Here is a 21545-nt window from a genome sequence, read left to right as displayed (position 1 = left end):
AAGCCTCGAAGGATGAGGGGGTGGCGTGAGCGCCCGGACATTCGTTCGCTCGGCGCTAAAAAACAGCCCCTCACGCTGAGGAGTCCGCGAAGCGGGCGTCTCGAAGCGTCCGGTCGCCCGCTCACTTCGGCTCGATTTCGACGAGATCGATCGTCGTGTCGCCCTCGTTGCGCAGGGCGGGCCCGACGCCGGCCTCGCGCCATTGAAAGCCGCCGGGCGCGAGCGCCATGTCCTGGGCGCCGTCCTCCCATGCCTCGACCAGCAGACCGCCCTCGACGACGATGCGGGCCATGGGCGCCGTCTGCGCGAAGGCGGGGGCCGTTTCGCCGGGCTTCAGGGTCAGCCGCCAGCCGCGCAGGCGTTCGTTGTCGATGATCTGCCGATAGGCGGGCGGGCGCGCGGAAAGGGGCCGGCCCTTGGGCGCGCTCTCCAGAAATTCGAAGCCGACGAGGCGCAGCGGCCCCGAGCCGACATTCTCGCCGCGATGGACGAGGCCCTTCTTCGAAAAGGCGCCGAAGCCGGCCATGCCGCGCGGCCAATGCGCGCGCGTCGTCTCGGCTTCGCCCCAATTCTGCAGCACGAGATCGCTGTCGCGCACCACGACGAAGACGAAGTCGCGCGAGTGGCTGTGCCAGCGCGTCTCCCGCCCGGCCGGAAGCAGCACGTCGACGATCGAGACGACGTCGTTGCGGAAGGCGGGAATGTGGAAGGGCGCCCGCTCGATCGGCGTCGCCTCGGCCCGTGCGGGAGCCGCGGCGAGGACGAGCGAGACGAGGCAGAGGGCAGGCGTCCGCATGTCATCTCCCCGGAGGCGTCCGAGCCCGAAGCTCCCGAGCCTTGCCAAAGATCGGGCCGTGACGCAATCTCTCGAGCACGGCCCGCCCGAGTGAAAGCGACATGATCTTTCTCGTCACGCATTTTTGGGCCTGGTGGATGGCGGCGCTCGCCGCCGGCGCGGCGACGGCCCTCGTCCTCGCGCGTCGGCCGGCGCGCGGCGCGCTCGCCGGCTGGCTGGCCTGGTTCGGCCTCGCCTTCCTCGTCGGCCTGCCGGTCGCCTATCTCCATCTTCTCTCCGGACGCGCCGGACTCTGGCTCGAGACCGGTCTCGCGCTCTTCGCCGGCTTTCTCGCCGGAGCCGCGCTCGGCGCGCTGGCCGGCGGCCGATCGCTGCGCGAGCACGAGAGTTGGGCCCTCGGGCTGCTTCCGCTGGCGCTGATCTGGCTCGGCGCGAATGTCGTCGGCGGACGGTCGCTCGAGGCCGAGCTGAAGCGCCAGGCGGTCGCCGCCGTGGATAAGCTCGACATCGAAGTCGAGGGGCGCGACGTTCTGCTGCGCGACGCGGCGAGCGGCGGCGAAGCGGAGCGCAGAATCGTTCAGATCGCCGGCGTCCGCCGTGTTGTCGTGATCGCGTCCGCGCGCGCGGCGGCGGCGGAGGCCCCGCATGTGGCCGCGGTCCAACCCCCTCCGGCCCCGGCCGAGCCGAAACCGCCGCCCGTTCGCGCCGAGGGGCAGAGCGCGACGCCGAAATCCGAGCCCGACGCTCGCGGGGCGGAGCCCGCGGCCCGGGACGGAGAGCTGGACGCCGCCGCCTGCCACAAGGCCGTGGCGGCGACGCTCGCCGAGGAGCCGATCCGCTTCACGCGTAGCGGCGTCGGCATCCGGCGCGCGTCGAGCGGCGCTCTCGACAAGGTCACGGGACTGCTGAAGCGTTGCCCGACCGCCGTGGTCGAGGTGCGCGGCCATGGGAACGCCCGGGATCCGAGCGAACGCCGGCGAGCGCGCGAACGCGCAGAGCGCGTCGCAGGCTATCTCTGGCGCATGGGCGTCGACCGCGGCCGGCTCGTCGCCGAGGGACGGCCGACGTCCGGCGCCGAGCCCGGCGTGGAGCTGATCGTCGGCCCGCGCCGCTAGAGCGGAAGTCGCTCTGGCGGGCCGCCGCAAAATCGGCCAGATTTTTCCCGACAGACACGGACTTGGCCGATTCCCGGCGGATAGGCTTTGTTCGCAATTGCGCGTCATCGTCGCCCTTGCGGCAATGGAATTTCAGGGCGGTCGCGTGAAGGACGGCAAAGTGCGAGACGATGGCGCTCGGCGAAGGCCGATTTTCCGGGGCGCGGGAATCGCGTCCCGCTCCGACATCGCGAGCGGGGCGAAGCGATCCGGGAGCCGCCCCACGGCTCTCGATGGCGTCGTCGCTGCGCTCCTCGCAATGGGGAAGCCGCAGCGAGCGGGCGCGGTCGCGGCCGCTCTATTGCTCGCCGGTCCCGCCGGCGCCGAGCATTTGCGCGGCTCCGTCGCGACGGCGCCGCTCGCGCCGCATCCGGCGGCGGCGTCCGAAACCGGGCAAGAACCGGCCGACCTCACAGGCAAGCGCTCCGAACTGCGCGGAGTCGAGGACAATCTGACCGTCTCCGCCGAGCAGAGGCGCAAGATCGAAACCGAAATCCAATCTCTGCGCGCCGATCGCGCGCGGCTGGCCCAGGCTTTGATCGACGCCGCCGCCACCATCGAGGATCTGGAAAAGCGCGCCGATGCGGTCGCCGCCCGGCTCGAATCGTCGCAGCGGAAAGAGGAGGCGTTGGTCAAATCGCTCGCCGGACGGCGCGAACTGATCGGCGAGGTGCTGCTCGTCCTGCAGCGCATGGACCGCCGCCCGCCGCCGGCGCTGCTCGCCCGGCCGGAGGATATTCTCGAAGGCATTCGCGCGGCCATGCTGCTCGGCTCCGTTCTGCCGCAGATGCGCTCCGAGGTGGAGACTCTGAAGGCCGATCTCGGCGAGCTGGTCGCCCTGCGCGGGAGCATAGAGACGGAGAAGGCGAGCCTCGCGAAAGAGGCCGCCGATCTGAAGGAACAGCGTGTGCGGCTCGCGGCGCTGGTCGAGACCCGGCAGAAGGCGCTTATGCTGGCGCAGAGCGCGCTCGATTTCGAGGCCGAAAGGGCGAAATCGCTCGCGGCCAAGGCGACGAGCCTCAAGGAGCTGATCGCGCGCATGGAGGCCGAGGTCGAGGCGGCCTGGCGCGCGGCCGAGGCGGCGCGCCAGGCCGACGCCGCGCGCGAGGCCGCCGACGCCTCCGCCTCCAGGGAGAGCCGCGCCAGGGCGCTGGCGGCGCCGTTCAAGAATGTGGCGCGGCTCGCGCCGGCCGTCGCTTTTGCCGATCTGAAAGGGCGCCTGCCGCTGCCGGCGGCGGGGGCGGTGATCAAGCGCTTCGGCGCGCCGGACGGCGTGGGCGGAGCCGAAAAGGGCGTGTCCCTCGCTCTGCGCGACAATGCGGTGGTCGCTTCGCCCTGCGACGGCTGGGTGATTTTCGCCGGTCCCTATCGGAGCTATGGGCAACTCTTGATCATCAACGCCGGCGGCGGCTATTATGTCACTCTGGCCGGGATGGACCATATCTCCGTCGCCGTAGGCCAGTTCGTGCTGGCCGGCGAGCCGGTGGCGAATATGGGCGGAGGCGCCGTGAGGACGGCGGCGGCCATTGCTATCGGCGCGAAACAGCCCATTCTCTATGTCGAGTTTCGCAAGGACGGAGCGTCCATCGATCCGGGCCCATGGTGGGCGAAGCCGGAGATTCAGAAGGTTGGCGGATGATGCGCAGGGCCTCATTGATCATAACGGGTATCGTCATCGGAGCGGGCTTCGCCACTCTGGGGCAGCAGGCGCGCATGGCTCTGGGGTCGACGGCTCTGGCCGCGGCGGCCGACACCTATAAGAACCTCAGCCTGTTCGGCGACGTGTTCGACAAGGTCCGCGCCGATTATGTCGAGAAGCCGGACGAGCAGAAGCTGGTCGAATCGGCGATCAACGGAATGCTGACCTCGCTCGATCCGCATTCGAGCTACCTCGACGCCAAAGGCTTCAAGGACATGCGGACCCAGACCGAGGGCAAGTTCGGCGGCCTCGGCATAGAGGTCACGCAGGAGGACGGTCTCGTGAAGGTCGTGTCGCCGATCGACGACACGCCGGCCTCGCGCGCCGGCATCCTCTCCGGCGACCTCATCTTCGCCATCGACGACGAGAATGTGCAGGGCCTCACCCTGAACCAGGCCGTCGACAAGATGCGCGGCCAGATCAACACGCCGGTGAAGCTCACCCTGCTGCGCGGAAAAGACCGGGAGAAGGTCGAAGTGAAGCTGGTGCGCGCCGAGATCCACATCAAATCGGTGCGCTCGCACAAGGAAGGCGAGGACGTCGGCTACATCCGCATCTCGCAGTTCAACGAGGAGACCTCGGACGGGCTGCGCTCGGCGATGCAGAAGTTCCAGCAGGAGATGCCCGGCGACAAGCTCAAGGGCTTCATCGTCGATCTGCGCAACAATCCGGGCGGCCTCCTCGACCAGTCCATCCAGGTGGTCAACAGCTTCATCGACCACGGCGAGATCGTCTCGACGCGCGGCCGCACCGCCGACGAGACGCAGCGCTACAACGCCCGCGCTTCGAGCGATATCTCGAAGGGCAAGCCGGTCATCGTGCTGATCAACGGCGGGTCCGCCTCGGCTTCGGAGATCGTCGCCGGCGCGCTGCAGGATCACAAGCGCGCGACGGTCCTCGGCACGCGCTCTTTCGGCAAGGGCTCGGTGCAGACGATCATTCCGCTCGGCGGCAACAACGGCGCGCTGCGGCTGACGACCGCGCGCTATTACACGCCGTCCGGCCGGTCGATCCAGGCCAAGGGCATCGAGCCGGACGTCACCATCCTGCAGGACGTGCCGGACGAGCTGAAGGGCAAGGACGACACCAAGGGCGAGGCGTCGCTCAAGGGCCATCTCAAGAATGGCGACGACGAGAAGACCGGCTCGCAGGCCTATGTGCCGCCGGATCCGCTGAAGGACAAGCAGCTGATCGCCGCCGTCGACATTCTGCACGGCCGGTTCAAGCCGCAGAGCGCGGCGGAGCCGGCGAAGCCGAAAGCCGCGAACTGATTTAGCGAGCGCCGCGGCTTCGGCCGCCGCGGCGCGGTCGTCCTCCGCCGGCGGTCCCGCTATGAACTGGCTGTCCTCTCTCGCAAATCCGGCGGTCTTCCTCCGTCTCGCCCGCCGCGTGCTGCCGTGGCTTTCCTCAGCGGGCGTTTTGCTGCTGGCCGCGGGCCTCTACCTCGCTTTTTTCGTCGCCCCGCCGGACTATCAGCAGGGCGAGACCGTCCGCATCATGTATATTCATGTGCCGGCGGCCTGGCTCGCGATGTTCGCCTATGCGGTGATGACCTCGGCCTCGCTCGGCGTTCTGGTCTGGCGTCATCCGCTGGCCGACGCCGCGCAAAAGACGGCGGCCGGACTCGGCGCGGCCTTCGCCTTCATTTGCCTCGTGACGGGATCGCTGTGGGGCAAGCCGATGTGGGGGACCTATTGGGTGTGGGACGCGCGTCTCACCTCGATGCTCGTCCTCTTCCTTCTCTATCTCGGCCTGATCGCTCTTCGTCAGACGATGGAGGACAGCCCACGCGGCGCGCGTATCGCGGCGATCATGACCCTGGTCGGCTTCGTCGACATTCCGATCATCAAATATTCGGTCGACTGGTGGAACACGCTGCATCAGCCGGCCTCCGTGTTCCGCGCCGGCGGCCCGACCATCGCCCCCTCGATGCTGTGGCCGCTGCTCGTCATGGCGCTCGGCGCGACGGCGCTGTTCCTCGCTCTGCATCTGATGGCGATCCGCAACGAGATCCTTCGCCGGCGCGTGGCGCGGCTCACTCTGCAGGCGGTCGCCGCCGGCGAGGGCGCGTCCGACGACGCTCTGGAGCCCGCACAATGAGCGAGAATCATTGGGGTTATGTTTTCATCGCCTATGGCGTGGCCGTGGCGACGATCCTGTTCGTCGCCCTGCGCATAGGGCTCGATCACCGGCGCCTGACGGCCGAGCTCGCCCGTCTCGAGCGCAATGGCGCGAGCGAGGAGAAATGAGCGTCGATCTTTCCGGCTCCGGGCCGGCGCCGCGGCGCGGCCTCGCGCTGTTCCTGCCGCTCGCCGTTTTTCTGCTGCTCGCGGTCCTGTTCTTCTTCCGCCTGTTCGCCGGCGACGCCTCGCGCCTGCCGTCCGCGCTCATCGGCAAGCAGGCGCCGGACTTCGTTCTGCCGGCTCTGCCGGGCTTTTCCGGCGTCGGCGGCCTCTCGGGCGACGATCTGCGCAAAGGCCATGTGAGCGTCGTCAACGTCTTCGCATCCTGGTGCGCGCCCTGCCGCGAGGAGCATGCGCAGCTGATGGCGCTCGCCGGGGACGCGAGGCTTGCGGAGGCCGGCGTGTCGCTCGCGGGCCTCGCCTATAAGGACGATCCGGCCAACGCCCGCCGTTTCCTCGAGGAGGTCGGCAATCCCTATCGCGCCATCGGCGTCGATCTCGCCGGGCGCGTGGCGATCGATTTCGGCGTCTATGGCGTGCCGGAGACCTTCGTCGTGCGCGGCGACGGAACGATCGCCTATAAATTCGTCGGGCCATTGACGCGGCAGGCGTTGGAGGCCACACTCGTGCCCGAGATCGAAAAAGCGGCGCGCTGACCACCGCCATGAACCCGGCGTCAATTATTTCGGCGTCGATTGCCGGCGCAGCTCGGCTCGAGCCGCTTCGTCCCAGGCGAAGCTCGGCCATGTGTTCATGATGTTCATTCCTTCTCGGCTTTCGGCCCTTTCCGGAGAATTCGAGGACGCGGCCGTCGAACGCGCGTTTCGAGAGGAGCGCTTTCCCGAGACGGCGCGTCAGGCGCGTCTGCTCTTCCTCCTCTCCATCGTGCTCAATACTCTGTTCCTCGCCAGCGACTGGCGTTTTTTCGGCACGCCGCATTTCTATGTCGCCGTTCCCGCGCGCTGCGCCGTCATCCTCGTTGCGATCATCGCCTATTTCGGCTCGCGCCGCTGCGCCCGATTCGAGTCGATCGAGCGCTGGCTCGTCGTCTGGCAGGCGCTGACCGCGATCGGAGTCGGCGCACTCGTCACTTCGCGCAGCGACATCGCGCTGTTCGTGGTGATCATGCTGCCGTCGATCTATTATCTCGTCGTTCCGACGGGGTTTCTGTGGACGGCGATCGGCGGCGTCGGCTGCAGCGTCGTGCTGCTGCTCGGTTACCTGCTGCCCGGCGGCTCCGACACGGCCCTCGGCATGACGCTCGTGATGATCATGCTGAACGGGGCGCTGACGCTGACCGTGACCAACTCCAACCGGCTGCGGCGCATGGAATGGTCGGCGATCCGTTCGGAGCGGCTCGCGCGCAGGCGCCTCGCCGACAGCCAGAAAATGCTCGAGGCCGTCTTTTCCGCCCTGCCGGCGCCGCTCGTCGTCGGCGACCTGTCGGACGGCCGCGTGCTGCGCGCCAATCAGGCGGCGCGCGACTGTTTCGGGGCCGGCGCCGATCTCGAGCGCATGAGCCTCGCCGATATTCGGATGGACTCCGCCGATCGGGCGCAATTTCGTCGTCTTCTGGAGACCGAGCGGCGCGTGAGCGGCTTCGAGGCGAGCGTCACCGCGCCGGACGGGGTGAGGCGCGATCTGCTGATCTCCGCCGCGCCGATCGAGGACGGCGGTCTCGCGGGAGTGGTGATCTGCGGCGTCGACATCTCCGAGCGAAAGGCCGTCGAGGCGCGGCTTCAGCGGCTCGCGACGACCGACGCGCTGACCGGCGTCGCCAACCGCAGCTGCTTCTTCGCGCGCGCCGAGGCGGAAATTCGCCGTGCGACCCGCTATCGGCGGCCGCTGTCGGTGCTGATGGTCGACCTCGACCATTTCAAGCGCGTGAACGACGAGCATGGCCATGCCGTCGGCGACGCCGTGCTCGCCGAATTCGCCGGTCTCTGCGCGCACATGCTGCGCGCGGATGACCTCATCGCCCGATATGGCGGCGAGGAGTTCGTGGCGCTGCTGCCGGAGACGGACGAGCAGGGCGCGGTCGCGGTCGGCCATCGGCTCCGCGAGGCGGCGACGCAGATCCGCACTCCCTCGGCGCCGTCCGCTCGCCGTCTGACGGTCAGCATCGGCGTCTCTGCGGTGCTCGCGGGAGAGACGGCCATCGAAGCCGCGCTCGCCCGGGCGGACGAGGCCCTCTATCAGGCGAAAGCCGCCGGGCGCGACAGGGTGGTCGCCGCCGCGATGACCGCCGACGTCGAGGCGGCGTGAGCGGCGTTCGCGCCCGTCCGCCGGCGGAATTTACTCGCCCTTAACGACAGGCGGGCCATTGATGGCGCACGGCGATATCAGGACGCGCGTCCCGACGGCATGAGGCCCTTTCGCCGCGCCGGACAACCCGGACGTTTTTCGCCTTTTCCAGCGGGCTCCGACCGCGGAGATCGCAGCGGAACGCCGCGACATCTTCGCCCTGAGCTCATGATCGCGGGCCGGCCGCGAAAATCCTCGAGCTTTCCGGAGCAGCGACATTGACCGACGTCGCCTCGATTTTCCCGACGGGCCTGCGGAGCCGCTCGGCTGTTCTCTTTTCCGCGATCGCGATCTTCGCAATGCTGCAGGCCGTCGTCGGCTGGCGCCTCGCGGCCGATGCGCATGCTTTCGGACCTTGGCGAGGGAACGCCCAAATCCTTCTTCTCGTCTTCGCCGCCGGGATCGCGCTGCTGAGCCTTATCGCCGCGATCGGCGTGCGGCGGCGCGTCGTCGGCCCGCTCGCCGCCGTCACCGAGGCGATCCAGCATCTCGCACGCGGCGACACCGAGCACCGGCTCGAGATCGGCGTCTGCGCCGACGTCGTCGCGCAGCTCGCCGAGGCCTGCGAGAATCTGCGTCAGGTCATCGTCGATCACGCGGCGGACGAGCAGATGATCGCGGAATCCAATGCGGCGCAGGCGCGCATCGTGCAATTGCTCGGCGACGGACTGTCGAAGATCGCGCAGAAAGACTTGACCTGCCGTCTCACCGAGAAAGTTCCCTACGCCTATCGCGGGCTGCAATCCGATTTCAACACGGCCATGGACCAGTTGTCCCAGGCGATCGCCGATGTCGCCGAGAGCACGCGAGTGCTCGGCGCCGGCATGCGCGAGACGGTCGCCGCGGCGGATGATCTGTCGCGGCGCGCCGAACGTCACGCCGCCAATCTGGAAGAGACCGCCGCTTCGCTCGCCGATATCACGGCCACGGTGGGACGCACAGCGGAAGATGCCGAGGACGCGCGCAAGATCGTCGCCGGCGCCAGCCGCGACGCAGAGAAGGGCGGGACGATCGTCTCCCAGGCGATCGGCGCCATGGGCGACATCGACCGCTCCTCGCGCAAGATCGGACAGATCATCGGCGTCATCGATTCGATCGCGACGCAAACCAATCTCCTCGCGCTCAACGCCGGCGTCGAGGCGGCGCGCGCGGGCGAGGCGGGGCGCGGCTTTTCCGTGGTCGCCGCGGAAATCCGCGATCTCGCGCGCCGCTGCGCCAAGGCCGCCAAGGAGATCGAGGACCTCATCTCCGCCTCCAACGCGCAGATCGAGCGCGGCGTCACGCTCGTCGGAGAGACCGGGGCGGCGCTCTCCCGCATCGTCGAGCAGATCGCCAAAGTCAACGACGTCGTCGCCGAAATCGCCGACCGCGCGCGCCAGCAGGCCGCCAATCTCACGGAGGTCAATGCGGCGGTCGGCCGGATGGATCAATTCACTCAGCAGAATGCGGCCATGGCGGAGCAGACGACCGCCGTGAGCCATCGTCTCGGCGAGGAGACGACGGAGCTGATCGAATTGATCACGCGTTTCCGCGTCGATGTGAGCCTGAGCGCCGCGGCGGCGCGGCCGGAGCGGCGTCGCAGCGTCGCCGGCGCGCGCGTCGCGCGCATCGCAGGCCCGGCTCCGATATCCGCCCCGCTCGCGACGAAAGTCGAGCGCGGCGGGGAGCCGATCGACTGGATCGATTTTTGAGCGCCGTGCGCAAGTCCGGCGCAAGAGACGCCATGATATCGATGGTCGCCGGTCCAGGCGCCATCCGGCGGGGAGGCCGCCGTGCGCTCGTCCTTCGCCGACGGCGCCGGTTCGTTCGGAGATCTCCTCATGGCGACAGTTTCGCGCGCCCGACGCTTCTCTGCGGCGCTCGGCCTCGCGGCGGCGCTCGCCGCCTGCGCCCGGCCGGCGCGCGAGATCGAACCCGCGCCGACGGATCCGGCCATGTTCGCGGGCAAGAGCTGCTCGCAGCTCGTCCACGAGCGGGCGCGCCGCTCGCAGGCGCTGATCTTCGCCGGGCTGGCGCAAGATCAAGTGAGCGCCGACGACCGCATACGAACTCTCGGCGTGCCGACGCCGGTCGGAACCTTGTTCGACGGAGATCGCGAGCCGGAGGTCGCGCGGCTGAAAGGCGAGCTCCACGCCGTCAATGCGCAGATGATCGTGATGACTTGCGCTCCCGATTATCGATGATCGCGCAAAGCGCCGGACGATGCAATGCTGCGTCGCACAACCACCGCTTGTGTGACGGATTGATTCGATTGACGCTTTCAGATACTCATCGTCGGATGCGAGCGCCGCCGAGCGAGAGGAGGTCGTCGTGACCAGTTTCGATCCGGGCTCGTCGCGGCGCGACGGAGAGGCGCCGGACCGTCCGGCGCGCGCGGCGCCTTTCTCGATCGCCGATTGCCGGGGCTGCGAGCCCGCGCTGCGAGAGGCGCTGGAGGCGCTCGACGAAGACGTGCGGGGCGCGGTCAATCAGCTGCTCGCGGTCGTCGACGGCCGCGGCGCGGACGGAGCCGCGTTTCTGAAGGCCGCGACCACTGTGCTGCTGTCGATCGCCGCGTCTCTGATGGAGACGGCCGCCGAGCGCGGCTGCGAACTCGCCGATGTCGAGTCTTTCAAGGACGCCGCCGAGGACGCCGCGCAATGGGCGAAGAGCCACAGATTGCGCGATCTGCTCGACAGCGAAGGGTGAACGGCGGACTGCGGGCCTTCAGGCCCGCGCTCGGCAACCGCGAGATCGACGAGGCGGGCCCCGTCAAAAAAATTCGGAATCGCCGGTGGACGACGCCGCGCTCTCCGGCAGCGGGCGATCGGCGAGGCGGGCGGCGAGCTCGGCGAGGCGCACGCGGCGCGACGCGGCCGCTCCTGCGACCTCCCATTGGCGGGGCGCCAGCTCCGCGAGAGCGGAGACGAAATCGGACAGCGCCGACAAGGTCTGCTCGATCGCGTCGATCGCCTGGGCCGAGCGGATGAGCTCGTGCTTTTCCTTCACACTGTGCCAGGCGACGCCTTCGACGAGGCAATGAAGCCGATCCGTGCTCGCGGCCGCATCGCGCAATTCGCGCGCGACACGGCCGAGAATGTCGGTCATCGCCTGCGGCTCGTCGTGATCCGTCTGCGGCGCGACGGTCATCAGAACAGCTCCAGCGCGCCGGCGGCGGGCGTCCGGCTCATCGCGGCAGGCGCCACGGGCGCGACCGCCGGCGTCGGGCCCGAGAGAAGGCTCTGGCGCGCGCGGCCGGAGACCGGCGAATATTCGATCCTTCGGCCGCGATCGCCGCCGAGGTTTTCGGCGATGATCCGGATGCCCTCGTTCTGCAGGAAGCACTTGGCGAATGCGGCGTTCTTGGCGCCGATGTCGGACAGGCCCTCCATCATGCGCGCGCCGCCGAACAGCTTGCCTTCCAGCCGCTCGCGCCGTGCGCCCTTCTTCAAGAGACCATTCACCAGCAGCTCCATGAGATGCACGCCGTAGCGCTCGGCGTCCCCGCGCGACCCGCCCATGTCGCCGGGCAGAAGGAAATGATTCATGCCCCCGACGCCCGCTTCCGCATCCCTCAGGCAGGCTGCGACGCAAGAGCCCAGCACGGTCGCGAGGATCGTGTCGGGATCGTCGACGACCCGATACTCGCCCTGGATGATATGGATGCGTTTGTGGCCGTCGCTCGACGATGTCATGAAAGCTTGCCGATGATCGCTTCCAGCGCCTTCTTCAGCGCGGGAACGGTGAAGGGCTTGGTGAGGAAGTTGTTGACGCCGAGCTTGATGGCGTTCTCGAGGACTTCCTTGTCGCCGCGCCCGGTCAGCATGATGAACGGCACCTTCTTCGTCGGATTGTAGCCGCGAATGGCCTTCAGCAGGCCGAGGCCGTCGAGCTTGGGCATGTTGAAATCGGAGATGACGAGATGGGCGGGCGTGCTCATCATGAACTGCAGCGCCTGCTCGCCGTCGCCGGCGAAGAAGATATTGCGGACTCCGAGCTCCTCGAGACTGTCTCGTATGAGCATGCGGCTCGTGCTGGTGTCGTCCACGATCAAGACTCTGAGCTGGGCGGCGATGGACATGTCCTACCTCGTCATCCTTGGTGATTCGTCGAGTTCACGATATGCGCTCCGATCCTGTGCAGGGGGAGCTGTCTGGCGACGCTGCCGATCTCGAAAGCCGCTCTCGGCATGCCATAGACGAGCGACGTGCCCTCGTCCTGCCCGATCGTTTCCGCCCCCGATCGGCGCATCGTCAGCAATCCTTCCGCTCCGTCGCGGCCCATGCCCGTCAAAATGACGCCGAGCGAGCGCCGGCCCGTGGCCTCGGCGACGGAGTTGAACAGCACGTCGATCGACGGCCGGTGGCCGTTGACCGAGTCGGTCGAGGTGAGCCGGCAGTGCAGGCCGCCGTTCTTCTCCACCGTCAGATGCGAGTGTCCGCCCGGCGCGACATAGACGTGCCCCGGGCGGATGGGCGCGCCGTCGACGGCTTCGCTCACATGCGGCTTGCACATGCGGTCGAGCCGCGCCGCGAAGCTCGCCGTGAAGACGGGCGGCATATGCTGGGTGATCACCGTCGGCGGACAATTTTCCGGAAACTCCGAGAGGACCGTCAGCAGCGCTTCGACGCCGCCCGTCGACGCGCCGATGGCGACGAGCCGTCCGTCCGGCTTGAACGCCGGCGTCGCGCGCGCCGGCGCCGGCGGCGCCCGCACGATCTCGCCGCGCGGCAGCGGCGCGGAGGCGACGGCCTTGATCTTGGCGGGCAGCGTCTCGAAGGTCCGCGGGTCCTTCGCGGAGGGCTTGGCGACGCAATCGAAGGCCCCGATCTCGAGCGCCTTGATGGTCGCCGAAGCGCCTCTCTCGGTTATCGTCGACACCATGATCACGCGCGTCGGACGCAGCCGCATGATCTTCTCGAGGAAATCGAGACCGTTCATGTTCGGCATCTCGACGTCGAGCGTGACAACGTCGGGGTCGAGCTCCTTGATCGCTCGTCTCGCCTCGAGCGGATCGGCGGCCTCTCCGACGACCTCGATCGCGGAGTCGCGGCGCAGAGTGGCGGCGATCAACCCACGCATGGTGGCGGAATCATCGACGATGAGAACACGAATGGACATTATCGACGCCCTCGATTGCGTAAACGATAGGTGGTGACGCCGTCGCTCTCGAAAGCAGTGGCGGCGGTCCCGGAAATTCTTTCCGAATGGCCGATGTACAAGCGTCCGTCGGGCTCGAGCAGATCGACGAAGCGGCTCCACAGCGTCTCCTGCGTCTTGTCCTCGAAATAGATCGCGACGTTGCGGCAGAAGATCGCGTCGAAGCGCCCGGACATCGGCCAGCGCCCGATGAGATTGAGCTCGCGAAACGAAACGAGCGACGCCAATTCCTCGCCGACCCCCCAATCTCCGCGGCCTTCGGCGGCAAGCGGCGTGAACCAGCGCGTCTTCATGCGCGGCGGCACCGCCTCCATTATGTCCGGACCATAGACGCCGTCGGTCCCGGCGGCGACCATATTGGGGTCGATGTCGGTCGCCAGGATCTTCACGTCGAGGCGCGTGGCCTCGGGGATGACGGAGAGGACCGACATGGCGATCGAATAGGGCTCCTGGCCGTTCGAGCAGGCGGCCGACCAGATGCGCATGCGCGCGCCCTTGCGCACCGCCGCCGCGCGCGGCGCCAGCACGGACTCTTCGAGATGCTTGAAGTGATGCGGCTCGCGGAAGAAGCGCGTGACATTGGTGGTGAGCGCCGCCAGCATCTGCTGCCGTTCGCCGACGCCCGCCTCGCTCGCGACGAGCGCGCAATAGTCGCGGAAATTCTCGAGCCCCAGCGTACGCAGACGCTTGGCGAGACGCGAATAGACGAGCGTCGCTTTGGTGTCGGGCAGATGAATGCCGGCGTCCTCGTGCAGCAGAGCGGCGATCTTGCGGAAATCGGTCTCTGTCAGCAGGAACTCGCCGGGCACGATGGCTCTGTCCGCGGGGGCGGTCGACGATCGCATCGAGGTCACTCCGCGGCTATCGACATCGCATCCGCCGCGATCATGTCGGCGCGCGGCCGCGCCACGATCGCGTCGACGTCGAGGATCAGCGCGACGCGGCCGTCGCCGAGGATCGTCGCCGCGGCGATGCCGTGGACATGGCCGTAATTGGTCTCGAGGCTCTTGATCACGACCTGCCGCTGGCCCTGGATGGCGTCGACCAGCAGCGCGCATTTGGCGCCGCTCTCCGATTCGACCAGCAGCGCGACCTGTGTCGTCGGATCGATCGGCTCGTCGCGATACATGAGCACCATGCCGACGTCGATCAGCGGTGTGAAGGCGGCGCGGCTGGCGATGACGCGCGCGCCATTGCCGAGCTCGTGCACGCTCTCTTTCTTCGGCTGTAGCGTCTCGATGATCGCCGTCAGCGGCACGACCAGCGTCTGGCCGCCGACCGTCACCACCATTCCGTCGAGCACGGCGAGCGTCAGCGGCAGGCTCATCGAGAAGGTGGAGCCGCGGCCGGGCACGGAGGAGATCGACATGCGTCCGCCGAGCGCCTGAATGGCGCGCTTGACGACGTCCATGCCGACGCCGCGGCCGGAGATGTTCGACACAGTGGAGGCCGTCGAGAAGCCGGGCAGGAAGATCAGATTGTCGGTCTCCTCGTCGGTGAGATTGGCTTCCGCCGGAATGAGGCCTTTGTCGATGGCGATCTGGCGCACGCGCGCGCGATTGATGCCGGCGCCGTCGTCGGCCACCTCGATGACGATGCGGCCGGAACGATGCGTCGCGGAGAGACGCAGCGAGCCTTCCTCCGGCTTGCCGGCGGCGATGCGGTCCTCGGCCTTCTCTATGCCGTGATCGACGGCGTTGCGGATCATATGGGTGAGCGGATCGGTCAGGCGCTCGATCACGGTCTTGTCCACTTCCGTGCCTTCGCCGTCCATGACGAGGCGCACGGATTTGCCGGTCATCGCCGCCACCTCGCGCACCGTGCGCGACATGCGCTGGAACACGGGCTTCACCGGCTGTGCGCGGATCGCCATCACGCTGTCCTGAATGTCGCGCGTCAGCTGCTCGAGCTCGTCGAGGCCGATCGCCACGGAAGAGGCGCGCGAGAGCCCCGCCTCGGACACGCGCTGCGACAGCATCGCCTGATTGATGACCAGCTCGCCGACGAGATTGATGAGCCGGTCGACGCGGTCGAGATCGACGCGAATTGTCGTCTGCGCCGCCGCGGCGCCGTCGCCGCGCTGCGCTTCCGGCTTGGCGGGGAAGGGATGGCCGGCTTCGTCGTCGGAGGCGGCGGAGGGAGCCGGCGCCGGCGCGGGGACTTCGGCCGCCGGCGCGCTCGTCTCGGCGGGGGCGGGGATGGGATCGCCCGGCTCCAGAGCCTCTTGCAGCGCCTCGAGCAGCTTGCCGACATCGGCGACGGAAATGTCGAGCTCGCAGTCCCACTCGACGAACTCGAATATCTCGCGCACACGCGCTTCGGACTCGCTCGTGCGCAGACGGATCGTCCAGGAGAGATAGGCTCCCTCCGGATCGAGCTCGGAGAGCAGAGGAACGTCGTGCGTGTCGCATTCGACCGTGGCCTCGCCGAGACGCGCGAGCTCGCGCACCAGGCGCACCGTCTCGTTCGCCTTCGCGTAGAGGCCGGGACCCGGCCGAAAGCGGATGATGAAGTCCTGCGTCGGGGGCTGCTCGTCGTCGCCGCCGAGATCGAAAATCGAATCGAGCGAGATCGCCACGGGCTGGAACTCGAGGGATTCGAGTCCGTCTTCCTCCTCATGCGCGCCGATCGGCGCGTCGCCGTGCAGCGCGCTGAGCTCGGCCGCGATGGTCCTGGCCGCCTGGGCGTCCGCTCGCGTGTCTTCGCGCGCGGCGCGGACGAGGTCGGACAACACGTCCGATGCGCGCAGCAGCGTCTTGGTCAGGGAGGGCGTCGCCGTGAGCTTGTTGGAGCGCAGCAAATCCAGCGTCGTCTCGAAGACATGGACGAATTCGACGAGCTGGTCGAAGCCGAACGCGCCCGCTCCGCCTTTGATCGAATGAACGGCGCGAAACACGGCGTTCACCGTCTCGGCGTCGCATTCGCCGTCTTCGATCTTCAGCAGCCCGCTCTCGAGCTCGACCAGCTGCTCCTCGCATTCTTGAAAGAACGTCTGCTTGATGGCGGCCATCGGGTCCACGGGCGCTACTCCTTCGCCACTCGAACGAGACTTACACGGCGACGCGGCGAATCGCGTCCACGAGCTTGACGGGATTGAACGGCTTGACGATCCAGCCGGTGGCGCCGGCGCGGCGGGCGCGATCCTTCTTGTCGCCGTCGCTCTCGGTCGTCAGCACCAGGATCGGAACCGCCCGATGCTTCTCGTGGCGGCGCACGCCCTCGATGAAGCCGAAGCCGTCCATGCGCGGCATGTTGATGTCGGTCACGATCACGTCCGGCGTCTCGGTCTCGAGGACCTCGAGGCCATGCACGCCGTCTTCCGCCTGCACGACGGAGAAGCCCGCGTCGGAGAGAGCGAGCAACAGCATCTCCCGCATCGTCCGGGAATCATCCACTGTCAAAATCGTCTTGCTCATTTCGCTATGTCCTGTTCCGAGATGTCGGAGATGGGTATTCCGAGAGTCGAGAGAGCATCGAGGAACGGCTCGGATGCGTCGGCGACGACGAGAGAGTAGCCGTCCGCATTCCATGTGGCGCGCGCCGACAGCAACACCTGCACGCATTGCGCGCCGAGCTTCTGCACATTCGACGCGTCGATCGCCACATGCCGGCCGCGCGCGTTGATGAATTCGCCGGCAAGGGGAGTGGCCGCGCGAATGTCGAGTATCTCCGGAAGCCGCAGGGTGATCATCGATCGGTCCTCTTCGAATCCGCGCTCAGGCCGCATCCATGATGGGTTCCGGCAGGAGGTTGTGGATGGTCAGCACGCTGATCATCGACTCTCCCGATGCGACGACTCCCTTGACGAAGGTGCGCGCCATCTCCGAGGCGACTTCCGGCGTCGGCTGAATGGCGTCCGGCGTGAGCGTCAGAATGTTCGACACGGCGTCGACCAGCAGGCCGACGACTTGATTTGCGGCCTGCACGACGATCACGGCATGGCGTGCCGTCGGCTCGCTCTGCGTCAGCCCGAGACGCGTCGCGAGATCGATCACCGGCAGCACGGCGCCGCGCAGATTGATCACGCCGCGCACGAAGCTCGGCGAATGCGGCAGAGGCGTCGCGGGCGTCCAGCCGCGGATCTCGCGAACCGCCATGATGTCGATGCAGAAGGTCTGCGCGCCGATGTGAAAGGCGATGAATTCCTTCGCGTGATTGATCGCGCTCGGGGAATGCATGTCGGCCATGGTCAGAATTCCTCCCAGTTCTGTTCCGGCGGCGCCTCCTGCGCCTGCAGCGCGACGGCGGAGCCGCGCGGCGCGGGCCGCGCGCTTCTCGCCGCCCGCGGCGCGGCGCGCGGCGTTTCGGCGCTGCGACGGGCCGCCAGAGATTCGATATTTCCGTTGTCGCCGAGGTCGAATGTGGCGATCGACTCGGCGAGCCGCTCGATGTCGTATTTGAGGCCGTGGCTCGAGGCGGTCGTCTCCTCCACCATGGCCGCGTTCTGCTGCGTGAACTGATCCATCTGCGCGACGGCGGCGTTCACTTCGCGCAGTCCGGTCGCCTGCGCCTGCGCGCCGTCGGCGATCTCGGCGACGACCTTGTTGGCTTCGCTCACCTGGCCGACGATGCGTCCGAGCGCCGTGCCCGTCTGCGCGACCAACGTCACGCCTTCCTCCACTTGCGCCGAGGAGGTGGAGATCAGCCCCTTGATCTCCTTCGCCGCCTCGGCGGAGCGCTGCGCCAGCGCGCGCACTTCCGAGGCGACCACCGCGAAGCCGCGGCCGGCCTCGCCGGCGCGCGCCGCCTCCACGCCGGCGTTGAGCGCGAGAAGATTGGTCTGGAAGGCGATCTCGTCGATGACGCCGATGATCTGGCCGATTTCGTGGGAAGAGCCTTGAATGCGTCCCATCGCGTCGATGGCCCGCCGCACGATCTCGCTGCTCTTCTCGGCGTCGCCGCGCGCCTCCGAGACGACGCGGGCGGCGTGCTGCGCGCCTTCGGACGTCTTGTAGACCGTCGTGGAGATCTGCGTGAGCGCCGAGGTCGTCTCCGCGAGGCTCGCGGCTTGCTGCTCGGTGCGTTGCGCCAGCGCGTCGGCGGCGGAGGCGATCTCCCCGGTCTTGGAGTTCAGCCCGTGGATATGTCCGATCATGTCGCCGAACGCCGCGCGCAGCTTGTCGATCGCCGCGTTATAACCGTGTCGCAGCTTCTCGTAGTCCGAGGAGAATGTTTCGGTGAGGCGGTGGCTGAGATCGCCGTGCGACAGCTTGTCCAGCGCGGCGTCGAAGCTCTTCATGAAGAAATCATGCGCCTCTACATAGCTGCGGGATTCGGCGTCACGGGCGGCCCGGCGCTCGGCGGTGGCGCGCTGTTCGGCGGCCTGCTCGGCCGTGCGCCGGCGGGCGTCCTCACGCAGTGACGCGCGCAAGAGTTCGAGCGCCTCGATGAGGTCGGCGAGCTCCTTCGTGCTCGCCGTGACCGTCGTCGCCGGGTCGAGTTCGCCCGCGCGCAGACGCTCGATGGACTCGCGCAGCGCCGCGCAAGGACGCGTGACGCCGGTGACGACGAGATAGGCGAGCGCGCCGCTCGAAGCCGCGAACATTGCGGCCCCGAAGCTCGTCCACAAAGGATGAAACGCTGCTGCGCCTGTGGCGATCGTCGGCGCGGCGATCAGAAGGGGAGCGGCGGCGACGCCGATGAGAGGCGGAACGAGTTTCATGCCGAATTTCATCGCTTCCCTCGCTGCAGGTTGAAATCGCTCGGAGCGTCATCGCGCGACGTCCGCATCGTCCGAGAGGCGCGCGACCGAGCGGATGCAAGTCTCCATCGTCCGCGACGCGGCTCGTCGTGGAGCGCGCGGCAACGCCGTGTCGACAAGGGTCGTGTGATCGAGTGCGTTCCGAAGCGGCATGCCGGCGGGTCCGGCTCGTCGAGAGCAGCGTCATGCTTTTGACCGCGGCGCCGTTTGCGAGGCGATCAACTCGACCGACGGAAATTCTAGGGCGCGAGCCCTTAAATCTTCCTTATCGGGGCTCGGGCGCGCGACGACGGCCCGCAGCCGACGACTGCGAGCCGTGAAAGAGCGTTTCGACGGGAGCGAGCGCGCCGGTCAGGCGACGCGATGGGCCGGTATGTAGGGCGTCACACGCGGCGCGGGAGAGACGGATTCGGCTTTGTGCCGCATGTCGAGCGACACGGGCGCCGGCTTCTGTACGATTGGATCGTTATGCGCGGACGCCGGCCCGGTCTCGTAGATGCTCGTCATTTCGGCGATGAATCGCTCCATGGCCTTCAGAGCCTGATACTCCGGAATCTGCGTGAGCTGCTCGACCATCTGCTCGCGAAGCTGCTTCAATTCATTGACCGGGTGCATTGCGAATTCTCCCGCAATCGACGAGTGTTAACCTTTTAGTAAGGATAACTTGCGCGAGGCTTGCACGAGCCGCGCGAGTCAGCCGACCGAATAATAGGAATTTCGCAGCCGCGACAGCAGCGGCTCCGTGGAAGGGGCGCGTTCCGCTGTGACGCGGCAGCCGGTGTCGCACCCGCGCTGCCAGACGACCGTCGCGACATGGAGCGCCTCGCATTGATCGTCGAAGAGGAGAATCCTCTTCGGCAGCACGATGCGACGAGCGAGCCGCAGCCGCATGCCCTCTTCGCTCCTGTTTCTGAAGATGAACTCCGTCAAGAATCGCTCGTCGCCGTCCAAGATCTTGCCCGATTGAAGACGTATCGGCCGACGCTGCCGGCCGCGTCTCTCCACTTTCTCATCGATGATCGAATAGGTCACGTCGCGCGGGCTCGCCAGCAAGCGCCCGGCGATCGCGCGCACGAGCGCGCCCATGCGCGAGCCGTCCGCTCTGGAGCCCTGCAGAATAGGCTTGTCTCGGCCTGCGCTCACGATGCACTCCGCGCGCGTCTATCGAGCGAAGACGCCTGATCGGCGCCAAGATAGCGCGCGATTTCTTGCATTGAAGTTAATGTCCGAGTCTTTGCGCACATCATCGGAGTCGCCAGTTTCACGCAAGCTATTTTCCGTTAAATCCGCTCGATCCTGGAATGATGAAAGGGCTCGACATGACCGCGACCGCGCTATTCAACACATCGGTTATGGGCATGGCCGCGCAGGCCAGCGCGCTAGGCGCCGTCGCGGAGAACATCGCCAACTCCGGCACGGTGGGATACAAGGATGCAACGACGCAATTCTCCACCGTCTTGTCGACCGTCCAGAGCGGCGGCGATCCCGCAGGCGGCGTCCTCGCGCAGACGCGCATCGCCGTAACGGCGCAGGGCAATACGCAAACGACATCCTCGACGACCGACCTCGCCATCCAAGGCGCCGGCTTTTTCGTGGTGAGCGACGACAGCGGAAACACCTATCTGACGCGAGCAGGCTCCTTCGTTCCCGATTCCCAAGGCCGTCTCGTCAATAGCGCCGGCTATCATCTGATGGGCTATAGCGCGAACGACGCCAATTCGCCGAGCGACGTCGCCGGTCTCCAGACGATTCACGTGGGCCTCGGCAGCCTGATCGCGACGCCCTCGACAAAAGGATCGCTGACCGCCAATCTTCCGCAGAACGCTTCCGCCGTCGATCCGGGCGATCTGCCGTCCACGAACGGCGCATCGTCGACCTACACGTCCAAGACGTCTGTGACCGCCTATGACAATTACGGCAATGCGGTCAGGCTCGACGTCTACTTCTCCAAGACGAGCGACAACAACTGGGAAATGGCTGTGTTCGACGCTTCGACGGCCGATGCGGCGAGCGGCGGTTTCCCATATGATTCGGGACCGCTCACGACGCAGTCGCTCACCTTCACCTCGACCGGCGCGCTGGATAGCGGCAGCCCCGCGACGATCGCCGTTCCGAACGGCGAAACTCTCACACTCGATCTCTCCGGCATGACGCAGCTCGGGTCGCCCTTCTCCGTCTCCGATCCGACGATCAACGGAAATTCCGCGCAGGCCGTGGCGAGCGTCAATGTCTCCTCGGACGGCACGCTCAATTACGTGCTGACCGGCGGTCAGACCGTCGCAGCCTACAAGATTCCGCTCGCCAATGTGCCGAGCCCGTCGGGACTGCGGGCGCTCCCCGGCAACGCCTTCGCCGCCAATATCAACTCCGGCACGACGTATGTCGGCCTGCCCGGCAGCGGCTCCTTCGGCCAGATTCAATCGTCGCGCCTCGAGAGCTCGACCGTCGATCTCGCTACTCAGCTCTCGAACATGATCGTCGCCCAACGCTCCTACACGGCCAACAGCCAAGTCTTCCAGGTGGCGTCGGAAGTCATGCAGGTGCTGAACAATCTGAAGTGAGCGAATGA

General features: G+C 67.4%; 24 protein-coding genes. 11 read left to right on the top strand and 13 right to left on the bottom strand.

Features of this window, described 5'->3' with window-relative positions:
• Positions 1 to 121: 121 nt before the first annotated feature.
• Positions 122 to 796, bottom strand: coding sequence for a hypothetical protein (locus tag AC6IW9_RS00210; RefSeq protein WP_497767657.1), 675 nt, complete (start codon positions 794 to 796; stop codon positions 122 to 124).
• Between the two features lie 101 nt (positions 797 to 897).
• On the opposite strand from AC6IW9_RS00210, the gene AC6IW9_RS00205 reads away from it, so the two are divergent.
• The 10 genes from AC6IW9_RS00205 to AC6IW9_RS00160 all read left to right on the top strand — a co-directional run bounded on the left by AC6IW9_RS00205 (position 898) and on the right by AC6IW9_RS00160 (position 10824).
• A complete protein-coding gene (locus AC6IW9_RS00205; protein WP_497767654.1) occupies positions 898 to 1911 on the top strand; it encodes an OmpA family protein in 1014 nt (337 codons plus the stop codon).
• Positions 1912 to 2209: 298 nt separating this feature from the next.
• Complete coding sequence (locus AC6IW9_RS00200; protein WP_497767652.1) at positions 2210 to 3589, top strand: murein hydrolase activator EnvC family protein; 1380 nt, start codon at positions 2210 to 2212, stop codon at positions 3587 to 3589.
• The gene (locus AC6IW9_RS00195) at positions 3586 to 4920 is read left to right on the top strand and encodes a S41 family peptidase (RefSeq protein ID WP_497767649.1); all 1335 of its coding nucleotides are present in this window, start codon (positions 3586 to 3588) and stop codon (positions 4918 to 4920) included. The genes AC6IW9_RS00200 and AC6IW9_RS00195 overlap by 4 nt, the downstream gene beginning before the upstream one ends.
• Positions 4921 to 4981: 61 nt before the next feature.
• Positions 4982 to 5749, top strand: coding sequence for a heme ABC transporter permease (locus AC6IW9_RS00190; protein ID WP_497767646.1), 768 nt, complete (start codon positions 4982 to 4984; stop codon positions 5747 to 5749).
• Complete coding sequence (ccmD, locus tag AC6IW9_RS00185) at positions 5746 to 5898, top strand: heme exporter protein CcmD (protein WP_497767642.1); 153 nt, start codon at positions 5746 to 5748, stop codon at positions 5896 to 5898. The genes AC6IW9_RS00190 and ccmD overlap by 4 nt, the downstream gene beginning before the upstream one ends.
• A complete protein-coding gene (locus tag AC6IW9_RS00180; RefSeq protein WP_497767640.1) occupies positions 5895 to 6488 on the top strand; it encodes a DsbE family thiol:disulfide interchange protein in 594 nt (197 codons plus the stop codon). Before ccmD ends, AC6IW9_RS00180 begins: the two co-directional genes overlap by 4 nt.
• 97 nt (positions 6489 to 6585) lie before the next feature.
• Positions 6586 to 8097 (top strand): sensor domain-containing diguanylate cyclase, encoded by a 1512-nt coding sequence (locus tag AC6IW9_RS00175; protein ID WP_497767637.1) that lies wholly within the window; start codon positions 6586 to 6588, stop codon positions 8095 to 8097.
• Positions 8098 to 8354: 257 nt separating this feature from the next.
• Positions 8355 to 9827 carry a methyl-accepting chemotaxis protein gene (locus AC6IW9_RS00170; RefSeq protein WP_497767634.1) on the top strand — a complete coding sequence of 491 codons (1473 nt, stop codon included), beginning with the start codon at positions 8355 to 8357 and terminating at the stop codon, positions 9825 to 9827.
• Between the two features lie 129 nt (positions 9828 to 9956).
• Complete coding sequence (locus AC6IW9_RS00165; RefSeq protein ID WP_497767632.1) at positions 9957 to 10319, top strand: hypothetical protein; 363 nt, start codon at positions 9957 to 9959, stop codon at positions 10317 to 10319.
• 127 nt (positions 10320 to 10446) lie between these two features.
• Positions 10447 to 10824, top strand: coding sequence for a hypothetical protein (locus AC6IW9_RS00160; RefSeq protein ID WP_497767629.1), 378 nt, complete (start codon positions 10447 to 10449; stop codon positions 10822 to 10824).
• 63 nt (positions 10825 to 10887) lie between these two features.
• On the opposite strand, the gene AC6IW9_RS00155 is transcribed toward AC6IW9_RS00160, so the two are convergent.
• The 12 genes from AC6IW9_RS00155 to AC6IW9_RS00100 form a co-directional block, all read right to left on the bottom strand.
• Positions 10888 to 11265 (bottom strand): DUF8776 family protein, encoded by a 378-nt coding sequence (locus AC6IW9_RS00155; protein ID WP_497767627.1) that lies wholly within the window; start codon positions 11263 to 11265, stop codon positions 10888 to 10890.
• Positions 11265 to 11810 carry a chemotaxis protein CheD gene (locus tag AC6IW9_RS00150; protein ID WP_497767623.1) on the bottom strand — a complete coding sequence of 182 codons (546 nt, stop codon included), beginning with the start codon at positions 11808 to 11810 and terminating at the stop codon, positions 11265 to 11267. The genes AC6IW9_RS00155 and AC6IW9_RS00150 overlap by 1 nt, the downstream gene beginning before the upstream one ends.
• Positions 11807 to 12196 carry a response regulator gene (locus tag AC6IW9_RS00145; protein WP_497767620.1) on the bottom strand — a complete coding sequence of 130 codons (390 nt, stop codon included), beginning with the start codon at positions 12194 to 12196 and terminating at the stop codon, positions 11807 to 11809. The genes AC6IW9_RS00150 and AC6IW9_RS00145 overlap by 4 nt, the downstream gene beginning before the upstream one ends.
• Positions 12197 to 12207: 11 nt before the next feature.
• Entirely contained in the window at positions 12208 to 13236 is a 1029-nt protein-coding gene (locus AC6IW9_RS00140) for a protein-glutamate methylesterase/protein-glutamine glutaminase (RefSeq protein ID WP_497767617.1), read from the bottom strand.
• Entirely contained in the window at positions 13236 to 14120 is an 885-nt protein-coding gene (locus tag AC6IW9_RS00135; protein ID WP_497767614.1) for a CheR family methyltransferase, read from the bottom strand. The genes AC6IW9_RS00140 and AC6IW9_RS00135 overlap by 1 nt, the downstream gene beginning before the upstream one ends.
• A gap of 5 nt (positions 14121 to 14125) precedes the next feature.
• On the bottom strand, positions 14126 to 16285 hold the full coding sequence (locus AC6IW9_RS00130; protein WP_497772579.1) for a chemotaxis protein CheA: 2160 nt from the start codon (positions 16283 to 16285) through the stop codon (positions 14126 to 14128).
• Between the two features lie 40 nt (positions 16286 to 16325).
• Entirely contained in the window at positions 16326 to 16691 is a 366-nt protein-coding gene (locus AC6IW9_RS00125; protein ID WP_222574363.1) for a response regulator, read from the bottom strand.
• Complete coding sequence (locus AC6IW9_RS00120; RefSeq protein WP_497767611.1) at positions 16688 to 17002, bottom strand: STAS domain-containing protein; 315 nt, start codon at positions 17000 to 17002, stop codon at positions 16688 to 16690. The genes AC6IW9_RS00125 and AC6IW9_RS00120 overlap by 4 nt, the downstream gene beginning before the upstream one ends.
• Entirely contained in the window at positions 16992 to 17462 is a 471-nt protein-coding gene (locus AC6IW9_RS00115) for a chemotaxis protein CheW (RefSeq protein WP_497767608.1), read from the bottom strand. Before AC6IW9_RS00115 ends, AC6IW9_RS00120 begins: the two co-directional genes overlap by 11 nt.
• Positions 17463 to 17464: 2 nt before the next feature.
• Positions 17465 to 18949: a methyl-accepting chemotaxis protein gene (locus AC6IW9_RS00110; protein WP_497767605.1), complete on the bottom strand. Its 1485-nt coding sequence runs from the start codon at positions 18947 to 18949 to the stop codon at positions 17465 to 17467.
• A 378-nt stretch (positions 18950 to 19327) separates the two neighbouring features.
• On the bottom strand, positions 19328 to 19591 hold the full coding sequence (locus AC6IW9_RS00105; protein WP_497767603.1) for an acylphosphatase: 264 nt from the start codon (positions 19589 to 19591) through the stop codon (positions 19328 to 19330).
• A 78-nt stretch (positions 19592 to 19669) separates the two neighbouring features.
• Positions 19670 to 20119, bottom strand: coding sequence for a hypothetical protein (locus tag AC6IW9_RS00100; RefSeq protein WP_497767600.1), 450 nt, complete (start codon positions 20117 to 20119; stop codon positions 19670 to 19672).
• 158 nt (positions 20120 to 20277) lie between these two features.
• On the opposite strand from AC6IW9_RS00100, the gene AC6IW9_RS00095 reads away from it, so the two are divergent.
• Positions 20278 to 21537, top strand: coding sequence for a flagellar hook protein FlgE (locus AC6IW9_RS00095; protein WP_497767597.1), 1260 nt, complete (start codon positions 20278 to 20280; stop codon positions 21535 to 21537).
• Positions 21538 to 21545 lie beyond the last annotated feature (8 nt).

It is taken from the genome of Methylosinus sp. shoA, from assembly GCF_059718125.1.
The sequence above is the reverse complement of the archived record's forward strand: the minus strand, read 5'-3'. Positions and strand labels throughout refer to the sequence as shown.